Here is a 13,631-nt window from a genome sequence, read left to right on the forward strand (position 1 = left end):
GCCGCCCGTCAACGGCGGCCGAACAGCCGCTCGATATCGGCGATCTTCAGTTCGATATAGGTGGGCCGCCCATGATTGCACTGGCCCGAGCCCGGCGTCGATTCCATCTGGCGCAGGAGGGCGTTCATCTCTTCGGCGCGCAGCGCGCGCCCGGACCGGACCGAGCCGTGGCACGCCATGGTGGCCGCGACATGGTCGATGCGGGCCTTGAGGCCTTCGGCCGTCCCCTGGTCTAACAATTCATCGGCAAGGTCGCGCACCAGACGCGTGGCATCCACCATGCCGAGCATGGCGGGAACCTCCCGCACCGCCACGGCGCCGGGGCCGAAGCGCTCCAACGCCAGGCCGAAGCGGGCCAAGAGTTCCGCCGCCTCCACGAGGCGGTCGACATCGCCCTCCGGCAGATCGACGATCTCCGGTATGAGCAGGAGTTGCGAGGGCAGGGGCGCGCCGTGCAGGGCCAGCTTCAACGCCTCATAGACGAGGCGCTCATGGGCGGCATGCTGGTCCACGATGACGAGGCTGTCCTGCGTCTGCGCCACGATGAAGGCTTTGTCGATCTGCGCCCGGGCGGCGCCCAGCGGATAGTCCGGCGTCTCCGCGGGTGCCGAAGGCTCGCTGCGGGCCTGTGGCTGGAAGCGGTCGAGCGTGGGGGACCCGCCAAGCGGCCCCGGATCGGACATGCCCTGCGCCCGTCCCGCTGCGCCGAGCGGACGGAAGGGCGAAAGCTCGGGCGTGTAGCCGCCCGGCGCCGGCTCGGCCCGGTAGCCGGACGAGAAGGGATTGCGCGGCTTGACGTCGAAGCCGACGGGTTCGGACACGCTCGGGCCCGGCTCGGCCCGAAAGGCCGCCAGCATGTCGCTGGCGCCGCGCGTCGAGGCGCGCAAGCCCCCGGCCGACAGGCGTTCACGTATGGCACCCACGATCAGCCCGCGCACCAGGCCGGGGTCCCGGAACCGCACATCCGCCTTGGCCGGATGGACGTTCACATCCACATCGCGCGGATCGATCGTCAGGAACAGCGCGGCCACGGGGTGCCGATCACGCGGGACGGTGTCCATGTAGGCGCCGCGAATGGCCGACAGCATCATCTTGTCCCGGACGGGCCGTCCGTTGACATAGAAGAACTGGTAGAGCGCATTGCCCCGATTGTAGGTCGGCAGGCCGGCATAGCCGGACAGGACGACCCCCTCACGCTCCGCGTCGAGCGCCAGGACGTTGTCGTGGACATCCTTGCCCATCACATCGGCGATGCGCCGGAGCGGATCCTCCGTCGCGTCGAGGATGGTGGGCGTGCGATCCTCGCCCGTCAGCTCGAAGCGCACCTGCGGAAAGGCGATGGCGATGCGGCGCACAACATCGGTGATGGCGCTGGATTCGGCGCGTTCGCTCTTGAGGAACTTGAGCCGCGCCGGAACGGAATAGAAAAGATCCCGCACCTCGACCACCGTTCCCTGCGACAGGGCCGCAGGCCGCGGCCCGTCCACCACACCGTTGTCGACCCGGATCTCTGCCGCATCCTGCGCGCCGCGCGGCCGCGAGCGGAGCGACAGGCGGGCCACCGACCCGATGGAGGGGAGGGCTTCGCCCCGAAAGCCGAGCGTAGCGATCTGGGTGAGGCCATCGGCCAGCTTCGAGGTGCAATGGCGCCGCACCGCCAGCGGCAGTTCCTGCGCATCGATGCCGTGCCCGTCATCGGCGATGCGCAACAGGCTCTTGCCGCCGCCCGCCGTGACGATGGTGATGCGGCGTGCGCCGGCGTCCAGGGCATTCTCGACCAGTTCCTTGACGACGCTGGCGGGCCGCTCGACGACCTCACCCGCGGCGATCTGGTCGATCAGTGTTTCGGACAGTTGGCGAATGGGCATGGACGGGTCTTCGGCCTTCTCCTGGCGTGGCGCCAGGATAGGGGCGTACCCCCGCCATTGCGACCGTCAATCGACGGCTTCCACCAGAATCGTGACCGAGCGGGGCCCGATCTTGAGCGCCGGTGCATCGACCGCCTGCGGCTCGACCGGATCGTCCGGCGTATCGGAGCGCAGCACGAGATCGAGGCGCGCACCTGGCCGGGGCTGCGGCAGCGTGATCTCCACCTCGTCCATTCCGGCGTTCAGGTAGAAGAGGACACCCTCCGTCGTCGTACGCAGGAACAGGCCGATGCACCGCCGCGCCGGGTCCGACCAGTCGGGCCCGCGCATCGGCCCGTCCTCGCGCAGCCAGGCGGCGTCGGGAACGTTCGTGCCGGCAAGCGGCTCGCCCGTCAGCCAGCGCGTCTGCGACAGGCTGGGATGGGCGGCCCGCAACCGCGCCAGCCGGCCGGTAAAGGCGGCGCGCGCCAGATCCGCCCCGGCCCAGTCCAGCCACACCATGTCATTGTCCTGGGCATAGGCATTGTTGTTGCCGAGCTGGGTGCGGCCCATCTCGTCCCCTGCCGTCAGGAGCGGCGTGCCGCGCGCCAGGAAGAGCGTGGCCAGGAGCGCGCGCACATCCCTGTCCCGCGCGGCACGGACGGCCGTATCCTGTGTCAGGCCTTCCACCCCCCAGTTCCAGGAATGGTTGTCGTGGTGGCCATCGCGGTTCTCTTCGCCATTGGCCTCGTTGTGCTTGGTCCGGTAGGCCGTCACGTCGGCCAGGGTGAAACCGTCATGGGCGGCCACGAAGTTGACCGAAGCGGCCGCATCGCGCCCGGACTGTTCGAACAGGTCGGCCGATCCGGCAAGGCGGGTCGCCAGCGGCCCGATCATTGCGTCCTCGCCCTTCCAGAAGCGGCGGACATCGTCCCGGAAGCGATCCTGCCATTCCAGATAGGGCGGCCGGAAGCGGCCGACCTGGTAGCCGCCGGGGCCGATATCCCAGGGCTCCATGGCGTGAATACGGTCCGTCAGGACGGGATCGCCGGCAATGGCGGACAGGAGCGGTGCCCCGGGATCGAACCTGCCGTCCTGCCCGCGCCCCAGCACCGTCCCGAGATCGTAGCGAAAACCGTCCACGCCACAGCTTTCGACGAAGGTGCGCAACGTATCCACCGCCAGGCGCGCCACGGCGGGGCGCTCCAGCGCGAAGGTGTTGCCGCAGCCCGTATCGTTGATGAGAAGCCCCGGATCGTCCGGATGGGTGCGATAGTAGAGCCGGTTGTCGAGCCCGCGGTAGCAGAGCGTCGGCCCGCCATCGTCGCTTTCGCCCGAATGGTTCAGGACGACGTCCAGGAGCACGCGGATGCCGCGGGCATGGAATGCCGCCACGACGCGTGCAAGCTCGGCATGGCCACCCGGTGCCAGGCGCGGATCGAGCGCCATGTGGGTGATGGGATTGTAGCCCCATGCATTGTGCAGCCCGAGCGCAAAGAGGTGCCGCTCGTCCACGGCCGCCGCGATGGGCATGAGTTCGACCGTATCGACGCCGAGCCCGGCAATGTGGTCCAGGCAGGCAGGCTCCGCCAGCGCCGCAAGCGTGCCGCGCAGGGATGCCGCCACGCCGTCATGGCGCATCGAAAAGCCGCGCACCAGGATTTCGTAGGTGAAGCCCGGTGCGGCCGGCGGCAAGGGGGGCGCGGCGCGGCCCGGCGCGGTAACGATGGCCCGCGGCACGATGGGCGCGGTATCGATCTGCGCCTGTGGCGGGGCCGAGAGGCTCGGATCGTAGCGGAACGGCCGATCGAGCGTCAGGGCATAGGGATCGACCAGAAGCTTGGACGGATCGAAGCGGTGTCCTGCTGCGGGATCGTAGGGGCCGTGCGCGCGCAGCCCGTAGAGCGCGCCGGCGGCAAGGTCCGGCACGAAGCCGTAATGCACATCGCCTTGCCGCCCCGGCAGGCGCAGGCGGCAATCTTCCTGCGGCAGCCCGGGCGAGAAGAGGCAGAGCTCGATGTAGTCCGCATTCTGCGACACGACGGAAACATGTGTTCCGCCGCTATCGACGACTGCGCCGGGACGCGACGGGGCGCCGCGCTCGGCGGTGATCCGCGCAGGCTGTGCCGTCATGCGCCGCCCTGCCAACTGCGCACGGCCTCCACCGGCCAGACCAGCATGAGCACATTGAGGGTGAGATTGTCGCGGATCATGTAGCCGGTGAAGAGCTCGAACAGAATGGCGAGCCCGATCGTCACCGGGATGGGCAGCCGCCCCGCCAGGAGGAAGCCGACGATCATGAAGCCGATATCGGAGACGGAATTGACGATGCTGTCGCCGAAATAGTCGAGCGAGATGGTCGAATCCCGGTAGCGGGCGATCAGGGCATCGCTGTTTTCGGCGATCTCCCAGCCAGCCTCGATGATGGTGGCAATGAAGAGCCGCCATCCGATGCTGCGATCCCGAGCGATCCACCAGAGGAAGGCGTAGAGCAGGAAGCCGTGGATGATGTGCGAGGGCGTGTACCAGTCGGACAGGTGCTGCGAGTTCTCGGAACTCTGCACGGTGCCATGCCACAGCTTGACCGTTCCGCATTCGCAGATCGGCACCCGCCCCATGGCGTAGAGGATGGCGGCGGCGGCCAGGACGACGCCGAGCGTCGCCAGCCACCAACGCCATCCGATGGATGTCACGGAGCGCATGCCGCTCCCCGCATCAGGTCCGCACGTCCGGCTCGGTGCGCCCGGTCCGCTTGCGGATTTCGCCGATGGCGTCGGCCGTTTCGATCAGTTCCTTCAGGGCTTCCTCGACCGGCAGGTCGTGCCGGTCGGGGCTCGCCTCGAAGCGCTCCAGATAGACGCGCAGCGTCGCGCCCTTCGTGCCCGTGCCGGACAAGCGATAGACGATCCGCGAGCCGCCCGAGAAAATGATCCGCACGCCCTGGCCCGTGGACAGCGAGCCGTCGACAGGATCCTTGTAGGAAAAGTCGTCCGCCTCGGACACGACGAGCGTGCCGAAACGCTGGCCCGCCATGGAGGCGAGCCGGTCGCGCAGGGATTCCATCAGCCCTTCGGCCGCCGGCTTGTCGACCTCTTCATAGTCGTGGCGCTGGTAGTAGTTGCGCCCGAAGCGGCTCCAATGGTCCTGGACGATCTCGGCCACGCCTTGCTTGCGCACGGCCAGGATGTTCAGCCACAGGAGCACGGCCCAGACGCCGTCCTTCTCGCGCACATGGTCGGAGCCGGTGCCGGAGCTTTCCTCGCCGCAGATGGTGACTTTCCCGGAATCCAGGAGATTGCCGAAGAACTTCCAGCCGGTCGGCGTTTCGTAGATGCCGATCTTCATGGCCGCTGCGACGCGGTCGGCGGCCTGGCTTGTCGGCATGGAGCGGGCGATGCCCGCGATCCCGCGCGTGTAGCCCTTGGCCAGGTGCGCATTGGCGGCCAGGATGGCAAGGGAGTCGGACGGCGTTACCACGATGCCGCGGCCCAGGATCATGTTGCGGTCGCCGTCTCCGTCGGAGGCGGCGCCGAAATCGGGCGCGTTGGCGCTCATCAGGTGATCGACCAGCGGCGCGGCCCAGACCACGTTGGGATCGGGATGGCCGCCGCCGAAATCCTCGAGCGGGATGCCGTTGACGACCGTCCCCACGGGCGCACCCAGCCGGCCTTCGAGGATCTCCCGCGCATAGGGGCCGGTGATGGCATGCATGGCGTCGAAGCGAAGCGTCAGGCCACCGGCAATGGCGGCGCGGATGGCGTCGAAATCGAACAGCTCCTCCATGAGCTGCGCGTAGTCGCTGACCGGGTCGACGACCTCGACCTCCATATCCTCGATGCGCGACAGGCCGACCTTCGACAGGTCCGGCGCCGGGGCGTCCGATATGCGATACTGCGTGATGGACCGTGTGCGCGCATAGATGCGCTCCGTGACGCCTTCCGGGGCAGGCCCGCCATTGGACACGTTGAACTTGATGCCGAAATCACCGTCGGGGCCGCCCGGATTGTGGCTCGCCGACAGGATGATCCCGCCCGCCGCCTGGCGCTTGCGGATCAGGTTCGAGGCGGCCGGCGTCGACAGGAGGCCGTCCTGCCCGACGACCACCCGTCCGAAGCCGTTGGCCGCCGCCATGCGGATGGCCTTGCCAACAACCTCGCGGTTGAAGAAGCGGCCATCGCCGCCGATCACCAGCGTGGCGCCGGCAGGGCTGTCGGCCGCGTCGAACGTGGCCTGGATGAAGTTTTCCGCATAGTTGGGCTGCTGGAAGTGGGGAACCTTCTTGCGCAGACCCGACGTGCCGGGTTTCTGATCATCATAGGGCTTTGTTTCAACCGTCTGGATGCTCATCGGCTCTCGTCTTTCAATAGGTCATTGTAGAGATCTGCGTAACGGCGTGCGCTCAGCGCCCAGGATACATCGCTGCGCATGGCCTGAATCTGGATATCGCGCCAGAGCGGCTCGTCTTCGTACAGGCGGCGCAGGCGAACCAGCGCCTTCACCAGCGCATCGCGCGTGACCGGCTCGAAGATGACGCCGGTGGCGACGCTCGCGGTCAGGGCCGCGACATTGGCGTCGATCACCGTATCGGCAAGCCCCCCAACGCGCGAGACGACCGGCAGGCACCCGTAGCGCAGCGCATAGAGCTGCGTCAGCCCACACGGCTCGAAGCGCGAGGGGACCAGAAGCGCGTCGGCGCCTGCCTGAACGCGGTGCGACAGGGGTTCGTCATAGCCGATCCGCACGCCGACCCGCCCCGCATGCCGGGCCGAAGCGGCGAGAAACTCGCCTTCGAGCAGCCGGTCGCCAGAGCCGACGACGATCAGCCGGAAGCCGCCGGCCACGATCGCCTCCACCGCCTCCACCAGAATGTCGAGGCCCTTCTGCCAGGTCAGGCGCGACACCACGGCCAGGATCGGCCCGCTCTCGTTGGCAAAGCCGAATTCGTCTTCCAGGGCGCGCTTGTTGATGGCGCGCTTGAAGATATCGCCCACCGTGTAATTGGCGGCGATCTCCGTGTCCGTGGCGGGATTCCACGTGTCCACATCGACACCGTTGACGATGCCGACCAGCCGGTCGGCACGGCCGCGCAGAAGGCCGTCCAGTCCCATGCCGCCATGCGGCGTCAGGATTTCCGCGGCATAGGTGGGGCTGACGGTCGTGATCATATCGGCGGCATGCAGCCCGCCCTTCAAGAAGCCGACCGAGCCGTAATATTCGACGCCTTCCAGCGACCAAGCGCTTTCGGGCAGGTCGAGCTCCGGCAGGATCGTGTGCGGGAACGCGCCCTGGAAGGCGAGGTTATGGATGGTGAGCACGGTGCGCGGCCGTGGCCGGCCGGAAAAGGCCAGGTAGACCGGTGCCATCGCCGCCTGCCAGTCATGGGCATGGACGATATCGGGCTGCCAGCCCTCGAACGCGCCGAGGCCGATCTGCGCCGCGGCCTTGCCGAGCGCGGCGAACCGCGCCCAGTTGTCGGGATGGTCGTAGCCGTTCAGGCCCACATAGGGGCCGCCCGGCCGGTCATAGAGGTGGGGCGCATCGAGGAGCAGGAGCTTCAGGCCATGCGCCTCGGCCGACAGGACGGTGGCCGGCCCGCCCATCAAATCCTCGAACTGGGCCACCGGAGAGACCGGGCCCACCCCGTTCAGAACGCTGGGATAGGCCGGCATCAGGGTGCGCACGTCGCCGCCCAGGCGCTCCAGCGCTAGGGGCAACGCACCCGCAACATCGGCAAGCCCGCCCGTCTTGACGAGCGGATACACTTCCGACGCGACAGAGAGAACCTTGATTGCCTTCAAAGGGAAAGCCTGTCGATCATCGGTTGGGTCACCAGGCAGATGCCGCTCGCCGTGCGGCGGAACCGCTGGGCGTCGAGCTCGGGATCCTCGCCGATGACCAGGCCTTCGGGAATGTGCACGCCGCGGTCGATCACGGCATGGCTGATCCGCGCATGCCGGCTTACCGTCACGCCCGGCAGTACGACGGCGTGGTCCAGGCTGGAATAGGAGCGCACCCGCACGCCCGTGAAGAGCAGCGAGCGGCGCAGCGATCCGCCGGAGATGATGCAGTCGCCGCTGACGAGCGAGGACACGGCGCTGCCGCGCCGCCCGTCCTCGTCATGCACGAACTTAGCCGGCGGCGTTACGTCGGCATAGGTCCAGATCGGCCAGTCCCGATCGTAGATATCGAGCTGGGGGACGACATCCGTCAGGTCGATATTGGCCTGCCAGTAGGCATCCACCGTGCCGACATCGCGCCAGTAGGCGCCCGGCTCGTTCGATGACCGCACGACGGACCGGTTGAAGGAATGGGCATAGGCCGTGCCATGGCGCACGATATGGGGGATGATGTCCTTGCCGAAATCCCGCGAGGATTTGGGATCGGACGCATCGCGCCGGAGCTGGTCGGCCATCAGCTTGGTGCTGAAGACGTAGATGCCCATGGAGGCGAGCGCCGTGTCCGGCCGGCCGGGGATGGCCGGCGGATCTTCCGGCTTTTCGATGAAGTCGGTGACGCGGCCCTTGTCGTCCACATGCATGACGCCGAAGCCGCGCGCCTCCATGCGCGGGACCTCCAGGCAGCCGATCGTAACGTCGGCGCCGGTATCCACATGCTGCTGGAGCATGATCTCGTAATCCATCTTGTAGACGTGGTCGCCGGCAAGAATGATCATGTATTGCGGGCCATAGGCCTCGATGATGTCGAGGTTCTGATAGACGGCGTCGGCCGTGCCGGCATACCATTGGTCTTCCGACACGCGCTGAGAGGCGGGCAGGACGTCGAAGCTTTCGTTGCGCCCCGGGCGCAGGAAGTTCCAGCCGCGATGCAGGTGCCGGATCAGGCTGTGCGCCTTGTATTGCGTGGCGACGCCGATACGGCGAATGCCGGAATTGACGGCATTGGACAGTGCAAAATCGATGATGCGGCTTTTCCCGCCAAAATAGACGGCCGGCTTGGCGCGGCTGTCTGTCAGTTCCATCAGCCGGCTGCCGCGTCCGCCGGCCAGGACGTAGGCCATCGTATCGCGCGAAATCGGCGCCATGTGGCGGTTGTTCGTCATTGATTCCCTCCCTGGCTGGCCTTTCCGGCCGGTCACCGTATTCATACTCAAACTAGCGGTCGTGCCGATGCAGGCCATATGTCCGGCATGGGAGATTGCGGCACGGCCCACCCAAATGCAGGAGGCCGTGCCGATAATTCAGCGACGCGCTCCCTCAAAGGCGCCGGCATGCCAGATATCCCGGGCATATTCGGAAATGGACCGGTCGGAGGAGAACCATCCCATCCGCGCCGTGTTGTGCACGGCGATCCGGTCCCAGTCGGCCCGGTTGTTCCACAGGGAGTCCAGGCGCCGCTGCGTCTGCCAGTAGGATTCGAAATCGGCCGCGATCATCCACCAGTCACGGTCCCGCAGGGAGCCGGTCAGGCCGCGATAGCGTTCCGTATCGCCATCGGAAAAGACGCCGCCCTCGATGGAATCGAGCGCCGCCCGCAGCAGCGGCTGCTCGTCGATGATCGGCTGGCCGCGATGTCCGTTGGCGCGCGCACGCGCCACTTCGTCGGCCTTGAGGCCGAAGATGAAGATGTTGTCGTCGCCGACATGCTCCAGCATCTCGACATTGGCGCCGTCGAGCGTGCCGATGGTCAGCGCGCCGTTGAGGGCGAACTTCATGTTGCCGGTGCCCGATGCTTCCAGGCCCGCGGTCGAGATCTGCTCCGAAATGTCGGCCGCCGGCATGATGATCTCCGCCAGGCTGACATTGTAGTTCGGTATGAAGACGACCTTCAGAAGGTTGCGCACGGCCGGGTCGGCATTGACGACACGCGCCACGTCGTTGATCAGGTGGATGATCTGCTTGGCTTCGTGGTAGCTCGGAGCCGCCTTGCCGGCAAAGACCTTGACCCGCGGCGTCCAGTCCAGATGCGGCGAGGAGCGGATCTGGTCGTACAGCGCAACCGTCTCGATGATGTTCAGGAACTGGCGCTTGTACTCGTGGATGCGCTTGACCTGGATATCGAAGATGGCGCGCGGGTCCACATAGGTGGCGAGGCGCTCTTCGATGAGCTTGGCGAGACGCTTCTTGTTGGACAGCTTCACGGCCGCGAAGCGCTCGCGGAAGGCGGCATCGTCGGCGAAGCGATCCAGCTCGGCGAGCTTTTCGATATCGTCGCGGTAGCCGGTTCCGATCGTCTCGTCCAGAAGGCTGCACAGGTCCGGATTGCACTCGAACAGCCAGCGCCGCGGCGTCACGCCGTTGGTCTTGTTCTCGATCCGGGTCGGATAGAGCTTGTGCAGATCGTGGAACACCGTCTCCTTCATGAGCTCGGTGTGGAGTGCCGACACACCGTTCACCGCATGCGAGCCCACGAAGGCGAGCTGACCCATGCGCACCCGGCGGCCGTTATTCTCGTCGATCAGCGATATCCCCGAAATTTCCGCGCCATCGAGACCGGCGTCCTGCCGCGCATGGCGGATCAGGTCGGCATTGATGGCGTAGATGATCTGCATCTGGCGGGGGAGGAGCCGCTCGAACAGATGGATGGGCCAGGTTTCCAGCGCCTCGGGCAGGAGCGTGTGGTTGGTGTAGGAGAAGGTCGCCTGGGTGATCGACCAGGCCTTCTCCCACTCCACGCCATGCACATCCACCAGGAGGCGCATCAACTCGGCGACCGACACGGCAGGGTGCGTATCGTTCAGCTGGATCGACACCTTGTCGGACAGGTTGTCGAGCGTGTCGTAGGTCTGCAGATGGCGGCGCAGAATGTCCTGCAACGAGGCGGAGGAGAAGAAGAACTCCTGGCGCAGACGCAGTTCCTGGCCGGCCTGGTGCGAATCCGCCGGGTAGAGAACCCGGGTGATGGCTTCGGCGCGGTTCGATTCCAGAAGGGCGCCGATATGATCGCCCGAATTGAAGGCGTCGAGCAGGATCGGATCCAGCGCCTGCGCGCTCCACAGGCGCAGCGTGTTGACGTGCTTGCCGCGCCATCCGACGATCGGCGTGTCGAAGGCCACTGCCAGGACGCGCTCGGCCGGACGCCAGACATAGCGTGGCGGCCGTCCGGCTTCCTCGACCATGCTGACCTTGCCGCCGAAGCCGATCTCATAGGCCGTTTCGCGGCGCTCGAACTCCCACGGATTGCCATGGGCGAGCCAGTCTTCCGGCAGCTCCACCTGCGCGCCGTCAGCGATTTCCTGCCGGAAGAAGCCGTGCACGTAACGGATGCCGTAGCCGAAGGCCGGCACCTCGGTCGAGGCCATGCTTTCCATGAAGCAGGCCGCCAGACGGCCAAGACCGCCATTACCGAGCGCGGCGTCCGGCTCCAGCAGCTCGACGAGGTCGAGCTCCACGCCGTAGCGGGCAAGCGCCTGACGCACAGGCTCGGCAAGGCCCAGATTGTTGATCGCATCGCGCAGGAGGCGGCCGATCAGGAATTCCATCGACAGGTAGCAGACGCGCTTCGACTGCTCTTTGTTGACCTTCTGGGTCGAGGCGATCCAGTGGTCGATGATGCGGTCGCGCACGGTCAGGCAGGTCGCATCCATCCAGTCGTGCATGCGCGCGACGGACGTCGTCTTGCCGAGCGCGTAGGTCAGCTTTTCGACGATCTCGAGCGCCAGCGTGTCGGCATCGTTGCCCCGCGGCAAGGGGTTGAGGGTCGCACGGGGGGCGGGCACCGGCTCGGCACCCTTTGCATCCAGGATGGCGTCATTGGCCATGAATCAGCCTTTCATGTTGGCGATTGCCGATACGAGGCCGGCGGTCGAGCCGTCGCGCCCCTGCGCCGACACCTCGCCCCGGACGACGGACAGGAGGCCAGTCGCCAGCTCCTTGCCCAGTTCAACGCCCCATTGATCGAAGGCGTTGATGCCGAAGAGCTGCGCTTCGACAAAGACCCGGTGCTCGTAGAGCGCGATCAGCTTGCCGAGCGTCGCCGGATCGAGCGTGGGGTAGAGAATGGTCAGCGAGGGACGGTTGCCCGAAAACTCGCGATGCGGCGCGATGCGCTCGGCCTCGTCCGGCGCGCGGCCGGCGGCCAGAAGCTGCTCGCGCGCTTCCTCCAGCGTACGCCCCTTCATCAGCGCTTCGCTCTGCGCGAGGCAGTTGGCGATCAGAAGGTCCTGGTGCTCCTGCAGCGCCGGCTCGTGCGAGCGCGCACCCAGGATGAACTCCACCGGAATGACCGTCGTCCCCTGGTGGATGAGCTGGAAGAAGGCATGCTGACCGTTGGTGCCGGGCTCGCCCCAGACGACCGGCCCCGTCGGGGTGGAGACGCGGCGGCCGTCCAGCCCGACATGCTTGCCGTTGGATTCCATGTCGAGCTGCTGCAGATAGGCGGGCAGCCGCGCCAACCGCTGGTCGTAGGGAATGACCGCGCGGGAAGGGTAGTCCTGCGCCACGCGGTGCCACCACCCGACGAGCCCCAGAAGGGCAGGCAGGTTCTCTTCCAGCGGCGCGGTCCTGAAATGCTGGTCCATCTCGCGCGCGCCGGCCAGGAATTCACGGAAGCGGCTGGCGCCGATGGCGATCATCAGCGGCAGGCCGATCGCCGACCAGATCGAGTAGCGGCCACCGACCCAATCCCAGAAGCCGAAGGCGCGCGCGGGATCGATCCCGAAGGCCGCGACCTTGTCGAGCGCGGTCGACACGGCGCAGAAATGCGCCCCGACCGCCGCTTCGCCCAACGCATCGGCGATGAAGCGCCGCGCGGTCGCCGCATTGGTCATGGTTTCGATGGTGGTGAAGGTCTTGGACGCAATGATGAAGAGCGTCGTGGCCGGATCCAGCCCCTTCAGCGTATCGGCGATATGCGCGCTGTCGACGTTGGAGACGTAGTGGGTCCGGGGTCCGTCGTGATAGGGGGCGAGGGCCAGCGTCGCCATGACGGGGCCGAGATCGGAGCCGCCAATGCCGATATTGACGATGTCGGTGAAGCGGCCGCCGCCGGAGGGGGCGATTGTTCCGTCGCGCACGCCTTCGGCAAATTCGGTCATGGCGCGCAGCACCGCCTCGACCTCTTCGCCGACGGGCTCGCCGGCGGCGCGGTAACCGTCCGCAGGCTGGCCGCGCAGGGCGACATGCAGAACGGCCCGGCCTTCCGTCGCGTTGATTCGCGCGCCGTCGAACATGGCGTCGCGGCGCTGCTCCAGGCCGCTCGCCCGGGCAAAGTCCAAAAGCGCAGCGCGGTCCGCGACCGACAGCGCCGTCTTGGAATAGTCGAGCATCACCCCGACAGCCTGTGCGCTGAACTTCTGGAAACGGGCCGGATCCTGCGCGAACAAGGACTTGATGCCGCGCTCGGCAGCTGCGTGCCCCAATGTCGTCAGCTCGAGGATTCTGCCATTTTCAATCGTTTGATCCGCCACGTGCCGCCTGCCTTGCTTGTCATTTGGCGCGTCGCAACATGCGTCTGTTGCGGCGCGTTCTTCCCGCTCACTATCTTATGCCTTGCGGCATTCGGGAAGGGGCGCAGCCGTGGCGAACAGCAAAAAAGAGGGGGTTCCGGCGTCAGTGCTGGGTATGTTCCAGCGTTTCCAAAGCCTTGGCAAGGGACATCTGGCGGCGGCGAACAAGCTCGCTGCTACCGCGGCGGGCTACGCGTGCGTCAAGCCGGAAACGCCAGTCCTCCAGCAGTTGTCTTTTCTCACCACGCGACAGGTGCGTGTCGTCGATGACTTCGCCCGGTTCCTGAAAATGGCTGCCGACGCTGTAGGCAATTTCGGACGGTTCTTGTGCTTCGCTCATGGTTCACACTCCATGCCGGTTGACGGATTGAAAAGTCGCC

9 protein-coding genes are annotated in these 13,631 nt (G+C 66.7%); all 9 read right to left on the reverse strand.

Annotation, left to right across the window (positions count from 1 at the left end; all coding sequences use genetic code 11):
- Window positions 1-8 precede the first annotated feature (8 nt).
- The 9 genes from mutL to AUL30_RS18940 all read right to left on the reverse strand — a co-directional run bounded on the left by mutL (window position 9) and on the right by AUL30_RS18940 (window position 13,591).
- Complete coding sequence (gene mutL, locus AUL30_RS18900; RefSeq protein ID WP_062229462.1) at window positions 9-1,868, reverse strand: DNA mismatch repair endonuclease MutL; 1,860 nt, start codon at window positions 1,866-1,868, stop codon at window positions 9-11.
- 66 nt (window positions 1,869-1,934) lie between these two features.
- Complete coding sequence (gene glgX / locus AUL30_RS18905; RefSeq protein WP_062229463.1) at window positions 1,935-3,980, reverse strand: glycogen debranching protein GlgX; 2,046 nt, start codon at window positions 3,978-3,980, stop codon at window positions 1,935-1,937.
- Window positions 3,977-4,549 carry a DUF2585 domain-containing protein gene (locus AUL30_RS18910; protein ID WP_062229464.1) on the reverse strand — a complete coding sequence of 191 codons (573 nt, stop codon included), beginning with the start codon at window positions 4,547-4,549 and terminating at the stop codon, window positions 3,977-3,979. The genes glgX and AUL30_RS18910 overlap by 4 nt, the downstream gene beginning before the upstream one ends.
- Before the next feature lie 13 nt (window positions 4,550-4,562).
- On the reverse strand, window positions 4,563-6,194 hold the full coding sequence (locus tag AUL30_RS18915) for an alpha-D-glucose phosphate-specific phosphoglucomutase (protein ID WP_062229465.1): 1,632 nt from the start codon (window positions 6,192-6,194) through the stop codon (window positions 4,563-4,565).
- Window positions 6,191-7,636: a glycogen synthase GlgA gene (gene glgA / locus AUL30_RS18920; protein WP_062229489.1), complete on the reverse strand. Its 1,446-nt coding sequence runs from the start codon at window positions 7,634-7,636 to the stop codon at window positions 6,191-6,193. The genes AUL30_RS18915 and glgA overlap by 4 nt, the downstream gene beginning before the upstream one ends.
- Window positions 7,637-7,641: 5 nt before the next feature.
- Window positions 7,642-8,907 carry a glucose-1-phosphate adenylyltransferase gene (gene glgC / locus AUL30_RS18925; RefSeq protein WP_062229466.1) on the reverse strand — a complete coding sequence of 422 codons (1,266 nt, stop codon included), beginning with the start codon at window positions 8,905-8,907 and terminating at the stop codon, window positions 7,642-7,644.
- 138 nt (window positions 8,908-9,045) lie between these two features.
- Complete coding sequence (locus tag AUL30_RS18930) at window positions 9,046-11,565, reverse strand: glycogen/starch/alpha-glucan phosphorylase (protein ID WP_083508082.1); 2,520 nt, start codon at window positions 11,563-11,565, stop codon at window positions 9,046-9,048.
- 3 nt (window positions 11,566-11,568) lie between these two features.
- The gene (gene pgi / locus AUL30_RS18935; RefSeq protein ID WP_062229491.1) at window positions 11,569-13,182 is read right to left on the reverse strand and encodes a glucose-6-phosphate isomerase; all 1,614 of its coding nucleotides are present in this window, start codon (window positions 13,180-13,182) and stop codon (window positions 11,569-11,571) included.
- Between the two features lie 172 nt (window positions 13,183-13,354).
- Window positions 13,355-13,591, reverse strand: coding sequence for a hypothetical protein (locus AUL30_RS18940; RefSeq protein WP_062229467.1), 237 nt, complete (start codon window positions 13,589-13,591; stop codon window positions 13,355-13,357).
- Window positions 13,592-13,631: the final 40 nt, after the last annotated feature.

The organism is Aureimonas frigidaquae (assembly GCF_001463905.1).
In the GTDB taxonomy this organism is placed as follows: domain Bacteria; phylum Pseudomonadota; class Alphaproteobacteria; order Rhizobiales; family Rhizobiaceae; genus Aureimonas; species Aureimonas frigidaquae.

Coding starts and splice junctions, on each gene's coding strand:
- mutL (WP_062229462.1), bottom strand. CDS start 1,868: ATGCCCATTCGCCAACTGTCCGAAACACTGATCGACCAGATCGCCGCG.
- glgX (WP_062229463.1), bottom strand. CDS start 3,980: ATGACGGCACAGCCTGCGCGGATCACCGCCGAGCGCGGCGCCCCGTCG.
- AUL30_RS18910 (WP_062229464.1), bottom strand. CDS start 4,549: ATGCGCTCCGTGACATCCATCGGATGGCGTTGGTGGCTGGCGACGCTC.
- AUL30_RS18915 (WP_062229465.1), bottom strand. CDS start 6,194: ATGAGCATCCAGACGGTTGAAACAAAGCCCTATGATGATCAGAAACCC.
- glgC (WP_062229466.1), bottom strand. CDS start 8,907: ATGACGAACAACCGCCACATGGCGCCGATTTCGCGCGATACGATGGCC.
- AUL30_RS18930 (WP_083508082.1), bottom strand. CDS start 11,565: ATGGCCAATGACGCCATCCTGGATGCAAAGGGTGCCGAGCCGGTGCCC.
- AUL30_RS18940 (WP_062229467.1), bottom strand. CDS start 13,591: ATGAGCGAAGCACAAGAACCGTCCGAAATTGCCTACAGCGTCGGCAGC.